This window comes from Streptomyces sp. NPDC024687, assembly GCF_055559055.1.
On the sequence record NZ_JBVHLJ010000010.1, the window covers coordinates 72,898 to 93,163 of the forward strand.

Genomic DNA, 20,266 nt, shown 5'->3' on the forward strand with positions numbered 1-20,266 from the left:
CACCGCGAGGGCCCTGGGCCGGGGCGGGCGGCGCCGTGTGGGGAGGCCGGGCGGTGTGCTCGCCGGTCACGAGATGTCGTGTGTCTGCAGCCATATCTCCAGCAGCGCCACCTGCCACAGGGCGTTGGCGCCCCGTTTGGTCCGGTGCTCGTCGGGCGCCGCCAGGAGTTCGGCGACGTACGACTCCTGGAAGATCCCCCGCTTCTTCGCCTCGGGTGCCGCGAGCGCCTCGCGGACCCGGTCCAGGACGGGACCCGCCATGTGCCGGATGGCCGGGACCGGGAAGTACCCCTTGGGCCGGTCGACGATCTCCCGCGGCAGGAGCTTGCGGCCGGCTTCCTTCAGTACGCCCTTGCCGTCGTCGGCGAGTTTGAGCTCCGGCGGACAGGCCGCGGCCAGCTCCACCAGCTCGTGGTCGAGGAAGGGCACGCGGGCTTCCAGTCCCCAGGCCATGGTCATGTTGTCGACCCGCTTGACCGGGTCGTCGACCAGCATGACGTGCGTGTCCAGTCGCAGCGCCGCGTCCAGGGCGGTCTGCGCGCCGGGACGGGCCATGTGGTCCCTGACGAAGCGGCCCGACACGTCGTCCTCGGGCAGCATGTGCGGCTGGAGGATCCCCGCGAGGTCGGCGTGCGGGCGGTCGAAGTACGTCTCGGCATACCTCTGCGGCTCCTCCTCGCGGGCGACCGCGGCCAGCTCCGGGTACCAGTGGTACCCGGCGAACACCTCGTCGGCGCCCTGCCCGCTCTGCACGACCTTCACCTCCTTGGAGACCTGCTCGGACAGCAGGTGGAAGGCGACCACGTCGTGGCTGATCATCGGCTCGCTCATCGCTGCGACGGCGTCGTCCAGGGCGGTCGAGACGCGGCCCGAGGGCACCATCATCCGGCGGTGGTCCGTGCCGAACTCGCGGGCGACCAGGTCCGAGTAGCGGAACTCGTCGCCCTCCTCCCCGCCCTCCGCCTCGAAGCCCACACTGAACGTCTTCAGGTCGCGCTGCCCCTCGTCGGCGAGCAGCGCGACGATCAGGCTGGAGTCCAGGCCGCCGGAGAGCAGCACGCCCACCGGCACGTCGGAGACCATCCTGCGGCGTACGGCCGTACGCAGCGCGTCCAGCACCGCGTCGCGCCACTCGTCGGGCGCCATGCCCGCGTACTCGTCCCGCCGTGTGTAGGACGGCTGCCAGTAGCGGTGGTCGCGGTGGCTGCCGTCCGGCTCGACGACCCTGACGGTGGCCGGCGGCAGTTTGCGCACGCCGTTGAGGACGGTGCGCGGCGGGGCGACCGTGGCGTGCCAGCTCAGGTACTGGTGGACGGCCACCGGATCGATGGTGGTGTCCACGTCTCCGGCGGCCAGGAGGGCGGGCAGGGACGAGGCGAACCGCAGCCGGTCCGGCGTCGGCGCCAGGTACAGCGGCTTGATGCCCAGCCGGTCGCGGCCCAGCACGACACGGCCGGTGCGGTGCTCGACGAGAGCGAAGGCGAACATGCCGTGGAAGTGCTCCACACAGGCGGTTCCCCACTCCCGGTAGGCGTGCAGCACGACCTCCGTGTCGGAGGTGGACTTGAAGCGGTGCCCGAGGCGTCCGAGCTCTTCGCGCAGCTCCTGGTAGTTGTAGACGCAGCCGTTGAAGACGCCGGTGATCTCACCGTCGGCGTCGGTCATCGGCTGGGCGCCGGCGTCGGACAGGTCGATGATCTTCAGTCGTCGGTGCCCCAGCGCCACCGCGCCCCGTGTCCAGATGCCCTGGCCGTCCGGTCCGCGGGCGGCGAGCCGGTCGGTCATACGCTCGACGGCCGCGAGGTCGGGTCGCCTGCCGTCGAAGCGGATCTCGCCGTTCAGACCGCACATGACGCGCCGCCCCCTTCCCAGGAACCGTCGGCCACGAGCCGGGAGGGGAACCCCGGGTCGCGCCTACAGGTCGCGACCCGGGCGGAATTGCTGGACATGACGAAATCTCTCCTCGGGGTTGTCGGATGTGGGACGGGCCGACGGGGCAGCCGGGCGCGAGCCGCGCGGGGCCGGATCAGCTGCCCAGGACCTCCGGTGCACCGGAGCCCGCCGCGCCCGCGACGGAACCTGCGACGCTCCTGCGGCTGACGTGGGCCGGCCTGCGGTGTCGCCGCTCGCCGCGGGTCTCCGCGATCAGCAGGTCGGTGCAGGACAGCAGATCCTCCTCGCGCGCCGTGCGGCGCATGCGCTCGGCGGCACTGCCGTCGACCAGGGCCGCCTCGGCCAGATCCCTGACGGTCTGCCAGTCGCCGTGGGCCTCCAGCGCGGGACGCAAGCGGGCCAGCAGTGCGCGTACGACTTCGGCGGCGGGCGCCTCCCGGTGGGTCCTCGGATCCACCAGGACACCCTCCAGGCCGGAGCGGGCGGCCCGCCAGGACGCGCCGCGCAGCCATTCGTGCCGGCCGTCGCACTGCGCCGCACCGGCCGCGCGCAGCTCGACGGCCTCGGTCACCAGGGCCCGGAACAGGCCGGCGACGAGCACGACGGTCTCCACTCGCGGGCAGGCGTCGCAGATACGGAGTTCCAGCGTCCGCAGATGTGCGGAGGGGCGAACGTCGTAGTAGATCATCCCCGGGTCGCTGATGACCCCGGCCCGGACGAGGTCGCCCACCGCGGCGTCGTAGTCGGCCGCGCTGCGGAAGCAGCCGACCGGGCCCGCGGTCGGCCAGCGCTGCCACAGCAGCGTGCGCCAGCTGGCGTAGCCGGTGTCGGCTCCCTGCCAGAACGGTGAGCTGGCGGAGAGCGCCAGCAGCACGGGCAGCCAGGGAGAGACCGCGCACATCACCCCTACGCCTGTGTCGCGGTCGGGTATGTCCACATGGACCTGGGCGCCGCAGATGAGCTGCTCGTCGGCGACCTGCCGGTACTCCTCGACCATGTGGCGATAGCGGGCGCCGGCCGTGGGATGCCCGGAGGCGGCGGGCGCGAGGGGTGCCGTGCCCGCGGCCACGACCGCCAGCCCCAGCGAGGAGGCGGCCGCGTCGAGCCGCCGTCTGGTTCTGGCGAGGTCGGTGTACAGGTCGGTCAGCGAGGCGTGCACCCCGCTGTTCGACTCCACGGTGGACTGGTGCAGCTCCGTGGTGAAGGTGTCCCGGGAAAGCCGGCGCAGGACCGCGTCGGCACGCGGCACGAGCAGTCCGCTCTCCACTGCCAGGATGTGGAACTCCTCCTCTACTCCGATGCGCATGGCCACAGTCGCTCCTCGAGGTGGTGCCGATGGTCCCGCCTGTCGCAGGGTGACCCCCAAGTGCCCAGAAGATCGACGGATAAGCACGGTTATGCGCGTTTGAAGAAGGTGGCCCACAGATGAGCGGGTTTCCCGGTCAGCCGTCGGTGGTTTTGCCGACCAGTGCGCCGTATGCCAGCTGCAGGGCGTCCGCCCCGGCCAGCGCGGTCAGGGCGCCCATCGCGGTACGCGTCGCCCGGGGCCACAGGAGCTGTCCGGCGGTCAGGGTCGACGCCACCCAGACGCTCATGCAGAAGGGGCAGGTCAGCAGTTCGCCCACGGTGTCCTTGCCGGTCTCGGGCTGCGCCTCCTCCTGCAGTTCGGCGGGGCCCTGCGGACCGACGTACGTCGTGAACGGTGCGCGCAGTGGGCTGGTCACCGACGCCTTGCTGATCAGCCGGCTGAGCCGGAACGTGGCCACCGAGGTCAGCAGCACGTCCCAGGGTTCCGGCCGGTCGGGCAGGGGGCGCCCGCGAAGCCGTACCGCCGTGGCCCAGCCGGCCGTGTACGTGCCGAACGCCGCCATGGCGGCGAGATAGCCGCGCAATGGCCGGTCGCTCGTGCCTGCGTAGTCGCGGCCGGTGCGCCGCAGGAACGCCTGTGCCCGTCGTCCGATGCGGCTGTCAGTAGATGTGCTCATGGCTTGCCTCGCTCAGGTGACGGTCCGGTTCCCCACCGTCCGCGTCTTTCTCTTCGTGCTCTTCGTTTTTCTCTTCGTGGTGGCGCAGTCGCACCTCGACCTGTCCGTCGCTGACCCGTGTGTCGAAGGCCGGCTGAGGGGCGATGGCCGGGCCCTGGACGTTCAGGCCGTCCGAGAGCCGGAAGACGCTGCCGTGCCAGGGGCACCGCACGCATCCGTCGGTCACCGTCCCTTCGGACAGCGGTCCCGCCAAATGGCTGCACCGGTCGGCCAGCGCGTGAATCGCACCGCCGGTCTCACGCACCACCACGACCGGCACGTCGTCCACGCTGCGTCGCACGGGCCGGCCGGGCGGGAAGTCGTCCACCGCGCCGATCCGGTGCCAGCGGTCGCGCACGACGTGGGGCACGGCCTCGGCGTGGTTGGCGCCGGCGGCCTGCCGGTAGGCCAGATGGCCGCCCAGCATGCCGCCGGTTCCCACTGCCGCGAGTCCCAGGAAGCCGAGGGTCCGGCCCGCGCGCCCACGGCCGGTGAGGCGGCAGGCGAGGGAGGCCGTGTACAGGCCGACGGCCGCCGTGTTGGACACGGCGTGCACCAGCCCGACACGCATCTGCGGGCGGCGCAGTTCCGCCCAGTCCACGGCCCCCGTCAGTGCGGCGGGGACGGCCGCGGCCAGGCCGACGCCCACCAGCAGGCCCGCACGGGGGCGGCCCTTGCGCAGGTCCAGGATCGCGGCGGAGAGCCAGCTGCCGATCGGCACCTGCACCAGCAGCGGATGGACGGGATGCCCCAGCCACCTGCCGTGCAGCACGTCCCGGCCACGCCCCAGCGGCAGGGACCGTATCCCCGCCCCGAGTGCGTGGATCAGCGGGTCCTGCCGCGGTTCCCGCTCCAGACGGTCGAGCAGCCGCAGGACCCGGTTCTGACGTGTACGTGGATGATGTCGTCGCACGCTCATGGGCAGCCGGGTCTCCCCGTGCACGTGCGGCAAACGACCCCAGAGATGTGGCGCCGGCCGTGCTGCTGGGCGCCGCGTACGGTGAGCCCCCTTGTTGAGGAGACTTCCAGGGAATCAGGGCTTGGACACCGCGTGGCGCCCGGTCCTCCCGGAAAACACGGCGTGGTGGGAAGGCCGGGCGGAGCCGGTGGGCCGCAGGTGCCCCAGCCACCGGGAGGCCATGGCCAGCAGGCCGGTGAAAACGGCCAGGAGCAGCAGGGAGGTCCACATGGGCCGGCTGCCGGGAGAATCCCACATCGTCCAGGCCGACGACGCCGTCCACAGGACGACGCCGGCCGCGTAGAAGGCCTGTATGCGGCGCAGTTGCCGTGCGGCCCTGGCCGCCGTCGGGTCGTCAGTTGGTGTCATGCCGACCCGTGTACCCCGATGGACGTCCACCAGACCGCGTTGCGGGTGCGGCGCAAGTACAGAACAGGACAGGTGTGTCCTGCGTAGTATCACTACGACATAGGAAGAGGTGCCAGCCCATGTCCGAATCCGCTCCCGCCACCACCGAGTTGACCTCGCAGTACAGCACCCAGGTGGCCGACGACCTCGAACGCAACCTCAAGGAACAAGAGCGCCTCAGCGGAGAAATCGCGGCGCTCCAGGGCCAGTTGGCCGCCCTGCAGCACGACCACACCGTCCTGCTGAACATCCAGCAGGTCCTGGGCACTCCGCCAACGGCCGCCACGCCCGCCGCTCCGGCACGCGGTGCGGTGCCCGCTCCGCGCAAGAAGGCCTCGGCCGCACCGGCCGGGAAGCAGAGCGCGAAGAAGGCGGCCACCAAGGCTTCGACCACCCGGTCGGGGCCGACACTCGTCGACCTCGTCCGAGAGCATCTGGCCGAGCAGAAGGAGCCCCGCTCGGCGGCCGAGATCTCGACCGCGCTCGGCAGGCAGCACCCCGATCGCACGATCAAGGCCACCGTCGTGCGCACCACACTCGAAGGGCTCGTGGCAAGGAACCAGGCCCAGCGCACCAAGCAGGGGACCTCGGTCTTCTACACCTCACCCGACGCGAGCGACCCCGCCGCGCAGCCCGAGGGCGGCTCCGGGGCGTCGGACTGACGAACGTCCCTGCGAGGGTCGTTCAGCCGGTCCGGCGGGCGGGACGGAGACCGCCGCCGCGCCATCCGGCGGCCGCGAGAACCGTGGCCGCCGCCCCGGTGCCCAGCACGGCACCGGCGACGACGTCGCCCGGGTAATGCACGCCGGTGTGGATCCGTGAGTAGCCCACCGCGCAGGCCAGCAGGCCCAGCGGCACCGTGGCGACGGGGAGCGCGGGTCCGACCGCCGCCGCGAACGCGACCGCGGACGCCGTGTGCCCGGAGGGGAAGGACGCGGACTCGGGCATCGGCACATGCCGCCCCGGAAACGGCGAGTTCTCCGCCCGGTGCGGACGGGGCCGGCGCACGAGGCGCTTGCCGAGCATGTTCGCGCTCGCCGAGGCGACACCGATGGCCGCGACTCCGAGGGCGGCGGCGCGCCGCGGCCGGCCGGGGCACAGGGCGAGCAGTCCGGCGATCGTGAAGGAGATCTTGGAGTGGTCCGCCGCGGCCGTCAGTCGCCGTAGGGCGTGGTCCAGAGCGGGAGTCCGGGTGACCGTGACGGCCTCGTACAGCGCCTGGTCGAGGGCGGCGAGATCCCGCAACAGCTCTCGGGCGGTGTGCTGTTCGCGCTGCGGTCGGTCAAGCATCGCTCTGCTCCTGGTTCTTGACGGCCGGGAAGGGAGTCCGGTCGAAGGCGAGGCGCACGACCCGGCGCCAGTCGACCGACGGGGCAGTGTACGGCGCGCCGGGACGGTCTCTCGGCACCCGCACCCGCAGGGCCTTGGGTCGTACGGCGCACACGACCGGCGGGGGCAGCAGCAGCGCTTCGCCGTCCACGGCCACCGGGATGGTCTCCGCGTCGGCCTCGACGACCACCCGGCGCGAGGTCGAGGAGGTGATCCCGCTGGCGCGTTCGCCCCGCAGCGCCAGTTCGGCGGCCTGTGCCGCGCCCTCGATCCGCAGACTGATCACACCGAGCCGGCCACCGTCCAGGTGGGACCTCCGTCCGACGCCCATCGGGCCGGCCTGCGCGTAGGGGTTGTTGCTCACCAGCAGCGCGTGCGGGGCCTCGAGCCGCCGGCCGTCCGCCGTGGCGGTCAGCTGGGCGCCGGCCTCACCCACCAGCAGGTCCGGCAGCAGGTCGAGCGTGGTGGACGCCTTGGCGTCGCGGTATTCGGGGCTCTGCACGATCTCCGCGTACGTCCCGAACGAGACCGTGTTCACGAAGGGCCGGCCGGCCACGTCGCCCAGGTCGACCCGGATCTCCACACCGTGCGAGAGGGCTTGGAGACCGCTCGCCGGGTCATCGCGGTCCAGGCCCAGATCCATCGCGAAGTGATTGCGGGTCCCGGCGGCGAGGACCATGAACGGCACGTCGTGTTCCGCGGCCACCCCCGCCACCAGGGCCTGTGTCCCGTCCCCGCCCGCCACGCCGAGCAGGTCGGCGCCCTCGGCGAGGGCCTGGCGGGCCAGTGCCGCCGGATCGGGGCTGTCATGCACGTCGAGCAGGATCACCCGGGCGCCCAGGGCTTCGGCGCGCTCCACCAGTGCGTGCTCGCCGACCTTGCCGCCGCCCGACAGCGGGTTCATGATCAGGACCGGCCTGCGAGGCGGCCGCACCGGACGCGAGTGCGTGGAACGGGGTGCGCGCAGTCGGCGCAGCGCGCTTCTGGCGCAGGCCAGTGCCGCCACCCACAAGCCCAGCGCCGAGGCCGCGAACGGCCACAGGCCGGACACCGCGTACAGGACCAGGACGGCGACGGGGGCGGCCACTGCCAGCAGAGCGCCGCACATACGCGCCAGGCCCCGGTGGGCCAGTGCCCACCAGATACCGGCGGCGGCCAGGCACAGGCCCGCGAAGCCCAGCAGCAGGAGCAGCCACTGGCCCGCGGCCACCACCGCCGCGACCACGCCCGCCAGGCACAGCAGAGCCAGCCGGGCCAGCGTCCGCGCCGCGATGCCGGAGCCCTCCGGCTCCACCTCGTTCATCGTTCGGGCCGCCTCTCAGGGATCGGTGGCCCAACGATCTCATGTGCCCTCGCCGCCGGTGCCGCCCTGGTCCAGGGTGGTTCAGCGGGTCACCACGTGCCGCTCGTCGGGCACGCAGTGGGTCATGGTCAGGCCCTCGACGTCCCGCGGCGGGTTCTTGCCAAGGTTCGACAGCCGTTTGCGGTCCTCGTCCGTCAGGTCCTGGCTGGCCAGCGGCTCGAGACCGGCCACGTCCTCGGGGCTGATGCCGAGGCCGTCACCGACCCTCAGACCGAGGTCGTTCTCGACCAGCAGGAAGTGCCACACCATGCGTTCCTGCACGGGCCGGTCGCACTGGGCGAGCAGGTCGGTGAAGTTCTTCACCAGGTCGTCGCGTTCCCACTCCTCCAGGAGGAGGTACCGCTGGCCCGCCTGAAGGTAGTCGTTGGTGCGGGGGATGCGCTTGCGCGTGAGCCGGCCGTGGATCTCCGGGCCCTGTTCGTCGTGCGTCGGGTACTGCGCCTCGCGCAGGCCACCGGTGATGGACGGCTCGTAGTTGACAATCGGGTTCTCGCCCCCGCCGTCCACGTGGTACGTCATCTGACCGTCGCGCTGGTTGGTGCGCACCTCGGCGTTCTTGGCCTGGTTGACGGGGAGCTGGAGGTAGTTCGGGCCCACCCGGTAGCGCTGGGTGTCGCTGTAGGAGAAGGTCCGGCCCACCAGCATCTTGTCGTCGGAGAAGTCCAGTCCGTCGACGAGGACGCCGGTACCGAAGGAGATCTGCTCGTTCTCGGCGAAGAAGTTCTCCGGCATCCGGTCCAGCACCATCCGGCCCACCGGCTGCGGCGGGAACTCCTGCTCGGGCCAGGTCTTGGTGTCGTCCAGCGGGTCGAAGTCCAGCTCGGGGTGGTCGTGGTCGTCCATCATCTGGACCAGGAGCTCCCACTCGGGGTACTCCCCGCGGGCGACCGCCTCGTACAGGTCCTTGGTGGCGTGGCCGAGCGAGTCGGCCTGCACGTTGGCGGCGTCCTCCTCGGTCATCGAGCGGACGCCCTGCTTGGGCATCCAGTGGTACTTGACCAGCTTGGTCTCGCCCTCGGCGTTGACCCACTTGTAGGTGTTGACTCCGAAGCCCTGCATGTGGCGGTAGTCCGCCGGGATACCGCGCGGGCTGAACAGGTTGACCAGCATGTGCATCGACTCCGGTGTCTGGGACATGAAGTCGAAGATGCGACGCGGCTGCTGCTCGAAGGTGACCGGATCGGGTTTGAGGGCGTGGATGACGTCCGGGAACTTGATCGCGTCCCGGATGAAGAAGACGCCCAGGTTGTTGCCCACCAGGTCCCAGTTGCCGTCCTCGGTGTAGAACTTCACCGCGAAGCCGCGGGGATCACGGGCTGCCTCGGAGGAGTCGCGGCCGCCGATGACGGTGGAGAAGCGGACCGCCAGGTCGGTGCGCTTGCCGCGCTCCTGGAACAGTTTGGCCCGGGTGTACCGGCTGATCGGCTCGTCGCCCCAGGCACCGTAGGACTCGAAGTAGCCGTAGGCGGTGACGCCGCGGGCGTGTACGACGCGCTCGGGGATGCGTTCCCGGTCGAAGTGGCTGATCTTCTCCAGGAACTGGTAGTTCTCCAGCGTGGCGGGCCCGCGGGCGCCGATGGTGCGCTGGTTCTGGTTGTCGTGGACCGGGTGGCCCTGGCGGTTGGTGAGCTCCTTGCGGTCGTCCGCGGGAGCGGGACCGGTACCGGACACGTCCGTCATGATCGGGGGCTCCTCAGGTTCTCGGGTTCTCGGCAGGTGGCGGCCCCTGGCGCAGCAGGCGGCCTCCGGCCGGTGTTCGGCGGATCACCCGAGTACCCGGTCGGCTCGTGTCACTCACGTCAGGCGCCCGCCACCAGCGAGTCGTCCTTGGGGCGGATCCCGGACAGCTGGCGGCGGGCCGCTGCCAGGGCGGATTCGATGTCGCGGGTGCCCGTGGCGATGCACAAGGTGTAGGACACGTCCTCGAGCCGCTGACGCGCTCCGGCGCTGCCTTCCTCGGCGTGCAGGACATGCAGCGCCTCGTAGCGCTCGAGCAGGTCGGTGAGAAGGGCGGGGTGGGCCATGAGCATGATTCGCTCCTCCGTCTGCGCAGTGGGAGTGAGGGCGGTCGCGTCCGCCGCGTCACTCGGACTGTCGCGGGAGAGGCCTCGGCGGCACGCACCAAGGAGAGCCGCATTCGGCCGCTTCCGCGGTGGGCCTGTGATCCCAAGCACCTGAACCCGCGTCTGCCCGGGCGAATGAAGCTCAAACCACCGATGACATCCTCAGCGTTCCAGTCGCTGTGGGGCCGGGCAGCGGTCAGTCCCGGCGGGCGTCGACGTCGCCGTTGACCGAGGTCAGCGTCATGGTGTGGTCCCGGTCGGCCTCGCGTACCGGGACGGCCACGGTGGCGCGGCCGTTGTCGGTGGACGCGGTGACCCGGTAGGGCGGGCTGTCGTGGGGCACGGTGACGTCGACCGAGCCGTTGACGGTCGCGGCGCCGACACCGGAGGGGACGGCCGTACATCCGAGGACGACGTCGCCGTTCGTGGTCGCCGCGTGCACCCGGCGCGCCGCCACGCTCGTCGCGCGCACGGAGCCGTTGCGGGTGGACAGCCGTACGTCGGCGCCGTCGCGTCCGGAACGGGTCACCGTCACATCGCCGTTGACGGTCGTGATGTCCAGGGCGGCGGCGACGCCCGCCACGTCGACGCCGGCGTTGCGGGCGGTGGCCGTGACACTGATGCCGTCGGGGATCTCGACGTACGGCATCCGGGGACAGTCCCCGTCGCCCGTGCTTCGGTCGGCACACGACAGGTCGAGCGTCCACACCTTCCCGTGGTGCGACCAGTGCTCGTCGACGCGGTCGTCGACGGTGACGTCGCGGCCGTCGGCCGGGCGCAACCGCAGGCCGTTGTCGGTGGCGATGACCACCTGTTCGCCGGAGTTCGCGACGCGGAGCGTCCCCGCCGCCGGCGGGCCACCGGACGCCCGGTCGTGATCGTCGCTGCACGCCCCGGCCAGGGGCAGCAGGGCCAGTACCACCATCAGGCGCGTCAGGCGCCGTGTCGGCATCGCCTTCATACCCCGACGGATGCCCCGGTTCGCTGTGGCCATGGCAGAGGCGGACGGCGGGGACGGACGGTTAGGGCCTTACGGCACCGGGACCGAGTCCGTGTCCGTCGCGCCCTCCTTCGCCGCGAGCGCCTTGTTGCGGCGTACGGAGGACCAGAAGGACCAGCCGATGAGGACGACCCCGACGAGGCCCGTGATGATCTCGTTGATCTGGTACTGGATGGTGACCATGAGGATCACGGCGAGGGCGCCGATCGCGTAGTGCGCGCCGTGCTCCAGGTAGACGTAGTCGTCGAGGGTGCCCTGGCGGACCAGGTACACGGTCAGGGAACGCACGTACATCGCGCCGATGCCCAGGCCCAGCGCCATCAGGACGATGTCGTTGGTGATGGCGAACGCGCCGATCACACCGTCGAAGGAGAAGGACGCGTCCAGGACCTCCAGGTACAGGAACATGAAGAACGCGGCCCGGCCTGCCAGCGTGACCGCCGAAGAGGGCCCGATGGAGCGTTCGGCCTCCTTCTCGCGTTCCTCCTCGTCCTCGAGTTTGTCCTCGAAGTACCCGGAGAGGCCGCCGACGACCATGTAGGTGATCAGGCCCGCGATACCGGAGATCAGGACGGTCTGCGCCTTGTCGGTGTGCGCGCCGCCGTGCTGGTGGGCGTGGGCGGCGAAGGTGAAGGCGGTGATCAGCAGGACGACCAGGGCGATGCAGACCGACAGCATGTCGACCTTGCCGAGCTTGGCCAGCGGCCGCTCCAGCCAGGCCAGCCACTTGATGTCCCGGTCCTCGAAGATGAAGTCGAGGAAGATCATCAGCAGGAACATCCCGCCGAACGCGGCGATCGCCGGGTGCGCGTCGGTGACGAGCTGCTGGTAACGGTCCTTGTCGGTCAGGGCCAGCTGGACCGCGTCGTACGGATTGAGCTTCGCGGTGACCGCGACGATCACGACCGGGAAGACCAGCCGCATGCCGAACACGGCGATCAGGACACCGACCGTGAGGAAGATCTTCTGCCAGAAGGCGTTCATCTTCTTCAGGATTCCGGCGTTGACCACCGCGTTGTCGAACGACAGGGAGATCTCCAGCACGGCCAGGATCGCCACGATGCCGAAGGCGGTCCAGCCGTCGTAGAGCACTCCTGCGGCCAGGCCGAGCGCGGTGACCGCGAACGCCCAGCGAAAGGTCTTCAGAATCACTTGTATCAAGTCCTGTTGTCGGGAGGTCGCCGGGTCGGCGGGCGCGGACGGCCCGTGGGTTCAGGGGCGTTGTCTATCACGGTCAGGGGTCATGACGTTCTGGTGGGTGCTCGTACGGCGAGCAGGGCGACGTCGTCGTCGTTGCGGACGTGCCGTACCCGGCGCAGCACCTGGTCGGTGAAGGAGGCCAGCGGGCGGTGGGCGAGGGCGGCGGCGTGCCGGCTCAGATGCTGCAGGCCCTCGTCTATGGACCGGCCGGGTGCCTCGATCAGGCCGTCGGTGTAGAGCAGCAGGGTGGAGCCGGGCGGCAGCAGGGCGCTCGCGTCGGTGCGGGGGGCGTTGCCTCCGGTGCCCAGGAGGATGCCGTGGCCGTCGGTGAGGTAGCGGGCCAGGCCGTCGTGGCTGATCAGGAGGGGCGGCGGATGGCCGGCGTTGGTCCAGGTCAGTTCCCAGTGACCGTCGTCCCTCTCCTCGATGCGGGCGAAGATCATGGTGGCCATGGTGACGTCGGTGATGTGCATGACCGCCGCGTCGAGCCGGGCGACGATCCGGCTCGGCGCCTCCTGGTGGGCCCAGGCGTAGGCGCGGAGCATGTTGCGCAGTTGTGCCATGCCGGCCGCGGCCTCCAGGTCGTGGCCGACGACGTCTCCGACCGCCAGCGCGGTGGCGCCGTCGGAAAGGGTGAAGGCGTCGTACCAGTCGCCGCCGACCTGTGAGGCGTCGGGAGCGGGCAGGTAGCGGGCCGTCATCTGCAGTCCGGGTACCCGAGGCATCTGGGGCAGCAGGTGGTTCTGCATGGTCTCGGCGACCTTGCGCTGCCGCTGGTAGAGGCGCGCGTTGTCCAGGGCCAGGCCGGCACGGCGGGCGATGTCCTCGATCAGCGGGAGATCGGCGGTGGTGAAGTCCACCGGATCCTTGGCCCGGCCCAGGGTCAGGGCGCCCAGGACGGCGCGGGTGCTGCGGATGGGGGCGATGGCGGCGGAGCGGATTCCGGTGGCCTCGAACAGGCGGCGCTGTTCCACCGCTATCCCGGAGTCCGGCTCCCGCCGGTAGGTCTGCGGCCCTGCCAGGGTGGAGGCGACCCCGCGCAGGGCCCGGGACAGGGGCATCGGCGATTCCTCCGGGACCGGTGGCATCGGTCCCTGGAGGTCCTCGTGGCGTACCAGGGTGTCGTCCTCCGCGTGGACGACCGCGATACGCCACACTTCGTCGCGCTCGGTGATCAGGTCGACGACGGCCCAGTCCGCCAGCCGGGGCACCACCAGGGCCACCAGCCGCCGCAGGGTCTCCTCGACGTCGAGTGTGGACGTCAGGCGGGTGGTGGTCTCGGCCAGCAGGGCGAGCCGCTCCAGTTCGGGCATCGCCTGGGCCGCCGTCTCCGGTCGGCTGGCGGTCTCCGGCGGGTGCTGGGCGTGGACGAGTACGAGCGTGCCGACGTCCTCGCCGTCCAGGTCGTACGGCGTGATCAGCCACGACACGGGCAGCAGGGTGCCGTCGCCGCACTCGAAGTAGTCCCCCTCGGCCTGAGCGGTGCGCCCGGCGTGGAACGCCTGCCGCATGTCGCACCGGCTGCGTGGCAAGGGGTGGCCGTGGGCGTCCCGGTGCAGCAGGTCGTGCGCGTCGCGGCCGAGGAACTCCGCGGCGGGGCGGACCAGCAGCTGTTCGGCATGGGTGTTCACGGCGATGAAGTGGCCCTCTTCGTCCACGACGTACGCAGCGGTCCCGATGGCTTCCAGCGCCTCGGTGGGCCCCGCAGCGGGTCGTCTCCCGTCGGTCCCCGTGTCCTCCGCCCCTGCCATGTCTTCCTCTCCTCGCCGGTCGGCCGCTGCTGCATGCCGGTCTGTGCCCTGTTCACTGGGCCGTCCTGTCCTTCCCGTGTGCCCCGGCGCCCATGTATCCAGCCTCGCCTGTGAGCGAGCACTCGCAACCGGGTGGCAGGGACGGCGGTGCGAAGCCGCCACGGACAGGGCGCCGAACCGGGTGCCATGACGGCCTCCCACGCGCCCCTCTGAGCTTCCGTGCGCGGGGTTTATGTGGCCGAATTCGCCCTGCTTCCACGGCACTTGGCCGCCCGCTGGGTATCCGTGAGATTGACGGTAGCGGACCGGCGGCACGGGGAGGGCTGGGGCTGTGGCACGCCTGTCGTGGACGTCCGGCCTCGTGCCGTCACGTCTGTCGCGGAAACGGCATGTCGTGCGCGCGCTGCGGGCCGAGGGGCGCTACGGGCCCGGGCTCCGTGATGTGCTGCCCGCCTTCGCCGGTGTCGTGGCGGGCGTGTGCGCGGTGGCAGCCGCGCTCGCCGCGGGGTACCGCGCCGCCGGGATCGCCGTCCCCGTGGCCGGGGTCGCCCTGCTGGCCCTGGTCGTCACGGCCGCGATACGGCACGGGCGCCCTGACGCCCGCCGTCGTCTGGGTTACTACACCGCGGACGAACTGCTCGAACTCGACACCCAGCAACTGGCGTTGGCGGTGGCCCGGATGCTGCGCCGGGACGGGTGGCGGGTGCGGCTGGTGCCCGCGCCGGACCGGCCGCGCCTGTGCGCGCGGGACGCGGCCGGCCGTCGTATCGACGTGGCCTTCCGGCCGGTGGCGGAGCCCCTCCCCGACGAGGACGCGCCGCATCCTCACCCGCACCGCGGGAGCCAGGGGTCGCCGCTGCGTCTGGTCGTGCATCGGGGCGTCTTCACCGACCGCGACCTCCGATGGGCCCGCAGGGAGCGGACGATCCGTCTGCTCGACGGCAGCGCTCTGCGGCGGTGGGCGGCGGGCGCCCGCCTCACCGACCTGTTACGTCAAGAACGGTGAGGAATGCCTCGGGGCCCGCCCCTCCCCCGTCAGATCCGCCCGCCGGTCAGACGGGTGATCGGACCGTGCGTGTGACGTCCGGAGCGCCGGCCGACCGCGTACGACGTGGCGGTCAGCGCGGTCAGCCCCGCACCGACGCCCGCGGCGATGAGCTTCCGCTGGGCGACGACCGTCCAGGCCGTCTTGGCGACGGCCGCGGCCTGTCCCGAGGCGGCGATGACGGTCTGGCGGCCGGCCTCGACGCTCTTGGCCGCGGTCTGGGCGGCCCCGCTCACCGTCTTGGCCGTCCGTTCGGTCGCCTCCTGGCCCGCTGACGCGGCGTCATCGGCCTTCTCGGCGGCCTTGTTCGCCGCCTTGGTCGCCGGGGCGGTGGCCTTGGCCGTGCTGCGCCGGGCCTTCGCCGCGGTCTGGGTGGTCGCGGAATCTTGGTTCGTCTGCTCGTTCGATTCACTCATGGACATCGCGTTACCGCTCGCTTCGACGGCAAACACGCTGCGCCGAGAGGGTTTCCACCGCGTGGCGCTGTCGGCGCGCCCATGCGGAGCGGTGACGACCCCGGTGCCGTGGCGCACCGGGGCCGTCACCGACGGCTGTCAGCTGATGTGGTAGCTGTCCCCGTAGACCTTCCAGTCCAGGGGCGGGTTCAGGTCGAGGTTGCCCTGGCGCAGGAAGACGCGTTGGGCGGTGTCGACCCGGCTGGTGTCGCTGTGCGCCTCCTCCTGTTTCATCGCCCACACACGCGCGTCGAGGAAGGCGTCCAGGTACGTCGTCTCGCTGCCGCCCTGCGCCGGGGGCTTGGCCTGGCGCAGGGCCCGGCGGCGGATGCTGCTGAAGCTGGTCGCGTCGCCGCCGTCGCCGTGCATGACGATGGCGTCGTAGTAGGCGAACTGGCCGAGCGCGCGCAGCCCGTCCGCCTTGCCCTGCCGGACGGCGGGGTTGAAGTAGACGCGGTCGCGTTCGTCGTTCTGCGCCTGCTGGAACGCCGTGTCGCGGGCGGCCTTGCGCCAGTCGTCGGGGAAGTTCGGGTCCAGGCCGTCGTGGGAGTCGGTGCCGTCGACGCGGCGCAGGGCCGGCAGGTACTTGGCGAGGACGTTGCCGGGCTTGCGGTCGGCGTAGAGCTCGACGAGGTCGAGCATGTCTCCGGTCCCGGAGCAGAAGCCGATGAGGCCGGCGGTGTAGCCGCGGCCGTCACCTATGTCCTCGATGTACTTGTACTGCGCCTTCCAGTCGAGCGAGGAGTTCTCCGCGCTCGACACCAGCTTCATGGCGATCTCCTTCTTCGCGGGGTCGTCGAGGCCCGGTGCGGCCGCCGAGGCCGCGGCGGCGCGCGGGGGGCTCAACAGGGCCGCGCAGGTAGCCGCTCCCATCAGAGCGAGGACGGTACGGCGGGACGTGTGGGCGGCCGGGGGCACTGTGTCAGGTTCCACGGGGGCTCCAAGTGGAGGTGGGGGGTGGAGAGTTGATTGGTGCAGACCTGATTGTTAGGAACGTTTCCTACCAGTGCGCGGCGCCATCAGTAACCCACTACGGAAGAAGTTCGTAGGTTCGAACAAACGATGGCTAGCCAGACGTCAGTTCGACAGTCTGGGAGTCCGGTCGCCGACCGGGCGGGGCAGGGACCATTCCCTGTCGGCCCGCCGGTCGGGCAGCGACGTCAGAAAGCGGCGTCAGAAGTGACGCGGCAGACGGACGACCTGGACGAAGAAGTCGTCGATCTGACGGACCGCGGCGATGAACTGGTCCAGATCGACCGGCTTGGTGACATAGGCGTTGGCGTGGAGCTTGTAGCTGCGCAGGATGTCCTCCTCGGCCGCGGAGGTGGTGAGGACGACGACGGGGATGTGGGACAGCTCCGGGTCGGACTTGATCTTCTCCAGGACCTGACGACCGTCGTACTTGGGGAGGTTGAGGTCGAGCAGGATGAGGTCGGGCTGCGGTGCGTCCGTGTGGTCGCCGCGCCGGTAGAGGAAGTCGAGCGCCTCCTCGCCGTCCCGGACCACATGGAGCGTGTTGCCGATCTTGTTGTCCTCGAACGCCTCACGGGTCATCAGCTCGTCGCCGGGGTCGTCCTCGACGAGGAGGACGTCTATGGGGCTGGCGGCTGGGGTGGTCATGTAAGAACCTTCTCCTCGGTGCCGATACCGGACGCCTCCGGGCTCTCGGCGATGGACGGAAGGGTGAAGCAGAAGCGCGTGCCGTCCGTGTGAGCGGTGTCTATCCAGATCTTGCCACCATGTTGTTCCACGATCTTCTTGCACAGGGCCAGACCGATGCCGGTGCCCCCGTAGGCGTCCCTGCCGTGCAGTCGCTGGAAGATGATGAACACCTTCTCCTTGAACTGCTCGGGAATGCCGATGCCGTTGTCCGTGACCGACATCAGCAGACTGTCGGGATCGTCCGGATCCGTCCCACAGGTGATGGACACGTGTGGAGCGAGGTCGGGGTGGCGGAACTTGAGGGCGTTGCCGATCAGGTTCTGCCAGAGCATGGTCAGCAGGGTGGGGTCCCCCACGACCTCGGGCAGGTGTTCCGGACGGTCGACGCGGGCGTCGGACTCCTCGACGGCTGCCCCGAGGTTGGCCAGTGCCTTGTCCAGCGCCAGGTCGAGGCCGACGGGCACCCGGGCGTCGTTGACCCGCCCGACCCGGGAGAAGGTCAGCAGGTCGTTGATGAGGACCTGCATGCGCCGGGCGCCGTCGACGGCGAAGTCGACGTATTGCCGGCCCCGGTCGTCGAGGGTGTCGCCGTAGCGCTTCTCCAGCAACTGGCAGAAAGAGGCGACCTTGCGCAGCGGCTCCTGCAGATCGTGGGAGGCGACGTAGGCGAACTGCTCCAGTTCCGCGTTGGAGCGGCGCAGTTCCTCGGCCTGGGCGTCCAGGTCGGCGGCCTGCTGGGTCAGCTCCTGCTGTTGGGCACGGGAGGCCTCGAGTTCGGCCACGACATGCCAGCGCATGCCCTCGACGGCGTTGGCCACCGCGGTCAGATCGGCCGGGCCGGCGCTCGTGATGACGTGCGAGAAGTCGCCGCCCGCCACCCGCCGGGATGCCGTGCCCAGCGCCTCCAGCGGGCGGGTGACCAGGACCCGGACCAGGACGGCGGAGGCGAGGCCGGCCAGCAGGAAGACGGCGACCATGCCCGCGAGGACCCAGTCGCGCACCTTGCGTACATGGGCGAGGTGGGAACGACCCTTGTCCACCGCTTTCACCAGGTCGATGTTCTGCCTGTCCCACAGGGTGCGCAGCCGGTCGAACTCCTTCTTGCCCCGGTCGGCCTTCTGCTGGTCCAGCGGCTCGGGACGGCCGGGCGTGACCGCGGCCGCGAGGGGTTCGGCGTAGGTGCGGCGCCAGTCGGCCGCCTGGGTTTCGATCGCCTCCAGGTCCGCCAGCAGTTCGGGCCGGTCGCCGATGAACCCGCGCAGCCGGGCGACCGAGCTCGCCTCGTCCCGTTTGCCCTGGGTGTACGGGACCAGGAACTGCCGGTCGGCGGCGATCGCGTAACCGCCGATGCCCGCCTCCTGGCCGGCCAACGCCGCCTGCAGCCGGTACGCCTCGGTCTGGGCGGGCTGGAGGCGGCGCGAAAGCCGGTCGCTCACCTCCGCCGTGCGGCCGAGCAGCACGGCGCCGATCACGCTGCCGACCACCACCAGCAGTGTCATGACGGCCAGCAGCAGGTAGAACCATCCCTGCACCGTCAGCCGGCCGTCCCTGCGCACCGCGCCCATCCCTCGCCTCACCATGTGGTCCCGCACCGCACTCCCGCTCACTCAGTTCCAGTTCAGATGGACGACGGCCACGTCGTCGGCCAGGCCGCCCCGCGACTCGGCGAGGCTCTCGGCCTTCTCGATCAGCCGGTCCACGAAGGCCTCCGGCTCCAGGCCGGCCGCCTCCCGGGCGAGGGCCAGGAGTCCTTCCTCGCCGAGGCGTTCCGTGCCACGGTTCACGTGCCCCTCGAAGAGGCCGTCGGTGAAGAGCACCACCGACGTTCCCGCCGGTACCGGCAGTTCCGCGATCGGCCACCTGGCGCCGCCGGGGACCATGCCCAGGGCCGGTCCACCGGGCACCTCGACCCACTGCACGTCCGTCCCGGTGCGCTGGAGCAGGCCGTGATGCCCGGCTCGTACGACGTGGGCGTGTTGCTCTCCGGGGACCGCGGCCAGGCTCACCAGGGTCGCGAAGACCTCGTCGCGGGCCCGTTCGGCCATCAGCAGTTCCTCGAGCCGGGCCATCTGCTGGGCGCCGGTTATGCCGCTGAGGACGAGGGTGCGCCAGGCGATCCGCAGGGCGACTCCGAGGGCCGCTTCGTCCGGGCCGTGCCCGGAGACGTCCCCGATGAGGGCGTGCAGAGTGCCGTCGGCGCTCTGGACGATGTCGTAGAAGTCACCGCCCAGCAGTGTCTGCGCGCGGCCGGGCCGGTAGCGGGCGACGACCTGGACGCCCTCGGCGCGCAGCAGGGGGCGGGGCAGGAGTCCGCGCTCCAGACGGGCGTTCTCCTGTGCCTGGAGCGCGCCGGCCTGCAGGGCGACCGCTGCCTGCTCGGTCTGCTTGCGCTGGATCGCGTAGCGCACCGCCCGCCCGAACAGCTCCGGCTCCACCCGGCCCTTGACCAGGTAGTCCTGGGCGCCGGCCGCGACCGCGGCGAGGGCGGTCTGCTCCTCGGCGAGCCCGGTGAGGACCACGATGGCGACCTGCTCGGCCAGGCCCTGGACGAGGGAGACCGCCTCGAGGCCGTGGGCGTCCGGCAGGTGCAGGTCGAGCAGGACGCAGTCGGGTGTCTCGGTCGCCAGCACCTCGGTGGCCTCGGTCATCGACCGCACCCAGCGCAGCCGCATCTTCACGGCGCCGTCGGCGACCAGTTCCTCCACGAGCAGCGCGTCGCCGGGATCGTCCTCCACGAGGAGAACCGACGGCTCCCAGTGCTCCCACGCCGTCTCGGCGCCGGCTTCCGTCACCGACACCAACTCGGCAGCCTCAGTCCCCGAGATCACTCTCGTCCCGGCCTCCCCACTCCATCCATGTCGCCTGCCGCCGGCCGTTGCCCAGGACAACGACGGGAACGCGGTCAGAGCGACGATCCGATCTTCACTCGTCGCCCATGGCCGTGGACGGCATGTCCACCCCTGGGTCGATCCTCGGGCGGGCCGTGCGGCCGGCCTCGGCAGTCCTGATCCTCGTGGCCGATCTTCACTCCCTGGTCAGTTCCCCGCGAGGTCCAGAGGGACGAGCGGGCGGCCTTCGGCGTCCCGGAGAGCGCGGCTGCGCTCCCTGTCGCCCC

19 protein-coding genes are annotated in these 20,266 nt (G+C 71.1%); 2 read left to right on the forward strand and 17 right to left on the reverse strand.

The window, feature by feature from the left end; genetic code table 11:
* Positions 1-66 precede the first annotated feature (66 nt).
* The 5 genes from ACZ39I_RS32810 to ACZ39I_RS32830 all read right to left on the reverse strand — a co-directional run bounded on the left by ACZ39I_RS32810 (position 67) and on the right by ACZ39I_RS32830 (position 5,244).
* Positions 67-1,851: an N-acetylglutaminylglutamine amidotransferase gene (locus ACZ39I_RS32810; RefSeq protein WP_467248568.1), complete on the reverse strand. Its 1,785-nt coding sequence runs from the start codon at positions 1,849-1,851 to the stop codon at positions 67-69.
* A gap of 175 nt (positions 1,852-2,026) precedes the next feature.
* Entirely contained in the window at positions 2,027-3,199 is a 1,173-nt protein-coding gene (locus ACZ39I_RS32815; protein WP_467248569.1) for a carboxylate-amine ligase, read from the reverse strand.
* Between the two features lie 136 nt (positions 3,200-3,335).
* On the reverse strand, positions 3,336-3,878 hold the full coding sequence (locus ACZ39I_RS32820) for a DUF1360 domain-containing protein (protein WP_467248570.1): 543 nt from the start codon (positions 3,876-3,878) through the stop codon (positions 3,336-3,338).
* On the reverse strand, positions 3,862-4,836 hold the full coding sequence (locus ACZ39I_RS32825; RefSeq protein WP_467248571.1) for a Rieske (2Fe-2S) protein: 975 nt from the start codon (positions 4,834-4,836) through the stop codon (positions 3,862-3,864). Before ACZ39I_RS32825 ends, ACZ39I_RS32820 begins: the two co-directional genes overlap by 17 nt.
* 114 nt (positions 4,837-4,950) lie before the next feature.
* Entirely contained in the window at positions 4,951-5,244 is a 294-nt protein-coding gene (locus tag ACZ39I_RS32830; RefSeq protein WP_467248572.1) for a hypothetical protein, read from the reverse strand.
* Positions 5,245-5,363: 119 nt separating this feature from the next.
* Here ACZ39I_RS32830 and ACZ39I_RS32835 point away from each other — a divergent pair, with 119 nt between their 5' ends.
* Positions 5,364-5,945, forward strand: a complete 582-nt coding sequence (locus ACZ39I_RS32835) for a hypothetical protein (protein WP_467248573.1) — start codon at positions 5,364-5,366, stop codon at positions 5,943-5,945.
* A 22-nt stretch (positions 5,946-5,967) separates the two neighbouring features.
* On the opposite strand, the gene ACZ39I_RS32840 is transcribed toward ACZ39I_RS32835, so the two are convergent.
* The 7 genes from ACZ39I_RS32840 to ACZ39I_RS32870 all read right to left on the reverse strand — a co-directional run bounded on the left by ACZ39I_RS32840 (position 5,968) and on the right by ACZ39I_RS32870 (position 13,989).
* A complete protein-coding gene (locus ACZ39I_RS32840; protein WP_467248574.1) occupies positions 5,968-6,573 on the reverse strand; it encodes a phosphatase PAP2 family protein in 606 nt (201 codons plus the stop codon).
* A complete protein-coding gene (locus ACZ39I_RS32845) occupies positions 6,566-7,915 on the reverse strand; it encodes a diacylglycerol/lipid kinase family protein (RefSeq protein ID WP_467248575.1) in 1,350 nt (449 codons plus the stop codon). Before ACZ39I_RS32845 ends, ACZ39I_RS32840 begins: the two co-directional genes overlap by 8 nt.
* Positions 7,916-7,996: 81 nt before the next feature.
* Positions 7,997-9,655, reverse strand: a complete 1,659-nt coding sequence (locus ACZ39I_RS32850) for a catalase (protein ID WP_467248576.1) — start codon at positions 9,653-9,655, stop codon at positions 7,997-7,999.
* A 119-nt stretch (positions 9,656-9,774) separates the two neighbouring features.
* The gene (locus tag ACZ39I_RS32855; RefSeq protein ID WP_467248577.1) at positions 9,775-10,005 is read right to left on the reverse strand and encodes a DUF5133 domain-containing protein; all 231 of its coding nucleotides are present in this window, start codon (positions 10,003-10,005) and stop codon (positions 9,775-9,777) included.
* A 229-nt stretch (positions 10,006-10,234) separates the two neighbouring features.
* Positions 10,235-10,999, reverse strand: a complete 765-nt coding sequence (locus ACZ39I_RS32860; RefSeq protein ID WP_467248751.1) for a DUF4097 family beta strand repeat-containing protein — start codon at positions 10,997-10,999, stop codon at positions 10,235-10,237.
* Between the two features lie 69 nt (positions 11,000-11,068).
* Positions 11,069-12,190, reverse strand: coding sequence for a DUF475 domain-containing protein (locus ACZ39I_RS32865; RefSeq protein ID WP_467248578.1), 1,122 nt, complete (start codon positions 12,188-12,190; stop codon positions 11,069-11,071).
* 89 nt (positions 12,191-12,279) lie between these two features.
* Positions 12,280-13,989, reverse strand: a complete 1,710-nt coding sequence (locus tag ACZ39I_RS32870) for a PP2C family protein-serine/threonine phosphatase (protein WP_467248579.1) — start codon at positions 13,987-13,989, stop codon at positions 12,280-12,282.
* 331 nt (positions 13,990-14,320) lie between these two features.
* Between ACZ39I_RS32870 and ACZ39I_RS32875 the strand changes: the two genes are divergently transcribed.
* Complete coding sequence (locus ACZ39I_RS32875; RefSeq protein ID WP_467248580.1) at positions 14,321-14,995, forward strand: hypothetical protein; 675 nt, start codon at positions 14,321-14,323, stop codon at positions 14,993-14,995.
* Between the two features lie 29 nt (positions 14,996-15,024).
* Here ACZ39I_RS32875 and ACZ39I_RS32880 read toward each other — a convergent pair whose 3' ends face one another.
* From ACZ39I_RS32880 to ACZ39I_RS32900, 5 genes are all read right to left on the reverse strand, one after another.
* A complete protein-coding gene (locus tag ACZ39I_RS32880) occupies positions 15,025-15,456 on the reverse strand; it encodes a hypothetical protein (RefSeq protein WP_467248581.1) in 432 nt (143 codons plus the stop codon).
* 132 nt (positions 15,457-15,588) lie between these two features.
* Entirely contained in the window at positions 15,589-16,362 is a 774-nt protein-coding gene (locus ACZ39I_RS32885) for a chitosanase (RefSeq protein ID WP_467248752.1), read from the reverse strand.
* Positions 16,363-16,662: 300 nt separating this feature from the next.
* Entirely contained in the window at positions 16,663-17,109 is a 447-nt protein-coding gene (locus tag ACZ39I_RS32890) for a response regulator (RefSeq protein WP_330269187.1), read from the reverse strand.
* Complete coding sequence (locus ACZ39I_RS32895) at positions 17,106-18,716, reverse strand: sensor histidine kinase (protein WP_467248753.1); 1,611 nt, start codon at positions 18,714-18,716, stop codon at positions 17,106-17,108. Before ACZ39I_RS32895 ends, ACZ39I_RS32890 begins: the two co-directional genes overlap by 4 nt.
* 42 nt (positions 18,717-18,758) lie before the next feature.
* Complete coding sequence (locus ACZ39I_RS32900) at positions 18,759-19,979, reverse strand: PP2C family protein-serine/threonine phosphatase (protein WP_467248582.1); 1,221 nt, start codon at positions 19,977-19,979, stop codon at positions 18,759-18,761.
* Positions 19,980-20,266 lie beyond the last annotated feature (287 nt).

Coding starts and splice junctions, on each gene's coding strand:
- ACZ39I_RS32855 (WP_467248577.1), bottom strand. CDS start 10,005: ATGCTCATGGCCCACCCCGCCCTTCTCACCGACCTGCTCGAGCGCTAC.
- ACZ39I_RS32880 (WP_467248581.1), bottom strand. CDS start 15,456: ATGTCCATGAGTGAATCGAACGAGCAGACGAACCAAGATTCCGCGACC.
- ACZ39I_RS32830 (WP_467248572.1), bottom strand. CDS start 5,244: ATGACACCAACTGACGACCCGACGGCGGCCAGGGCCGCACGGCAACTG.
- ACZ39I_RS32825 (WP_467248571.1), bottom strand. CDS start 4,836: ATGAGCGTGCGACGACATCATCCACGTACACGTCAGAACCGGGTCCTG.
- ACZ39I_RS32860 (WP_467248751.1), bottom strand. CDS start 10,999: ATGAAGGCGATGCCGACACGGCGCCTGACGCGCCTGATGGTGGTACTG.
- ACZ39I_RS32835 (WP_467248573.1), top strand. CDS start 5,364: ATGTCCGAATCCGCTCCCGCCACCACCGAGTTGACCTCGCAGTACAGC.
- ACZ39I_RS32885 (WP_467248752.1), bottom strand. CDS start 16,362: ATGGGAGCGGCTACCTGCGCGGCCCTGTTGAGCCCCCCGCGCGCCGCC.
- ACZ39I_RS32820 (WP_467248570.1), bottom strand. CDS start 3,878: ATGAGCACATCTACTGACAGCCGCATCGGACGACGGGCACAGGCGTTC.
- ACZ39I_RS32815 (WP_467248569.1), bottom strand. CDS start 3,199: ATGCGCATCGGAGTAGAGGAGGAGTTCCACATCCTGGCAGTGGAGAGC.
- ACZ39I_RS32845 (WP_467248575.1), bottom strand. CDS start 7,915: ATGAACGAGGTGGAGCCGGAGGGCTCCGGCATCGCGGCGCGGACGCTG.
- ACZ39I_RS32870 (WP_467248579.1), bottom strand. CDS start 13,989: ATGGCAGGGGCGGAGGACACGGGGACCGACGGGAGACGACCCGCTGCG.
- ACZ39I_RS32890 (WP_330269187.1), bottom strand. CDS start 17,109: ATGACCACCCCAGCCGCCAGCCCCATAGACGTCCTCCTCGTCGAGGAC.
- ACZ39I_RS32840 (WP_467248574.1), bottom strand. CDS start 6,573: ATGCTTGACCGACCGCAGCGCGAACAGCACACCGCCCGAGAGCTGTTG.
- ACZ39I_RS32895 (WP_467248753.1), bottom strand. CDS start 18,716: ATGGGCGCGGTGCGCAGGGACGGCCGGCTGACGGTGCAGGGATGGTTC.
- ACZ39I_RS32850 (WP_467248576.1), bottom strand. CDS start 9,655: ATGACGGACGTGTCCGGTACCGGTCCCGCTCCCGCGGACGACCGCAAG.
- ACZ39I_RS32810 (WP_467248568.1), bottom strand. CDS start 1,851: ATGTGCGGTCTGAACGGCGAGATCCGCTTCGACGGCAGGCGACCCGAC.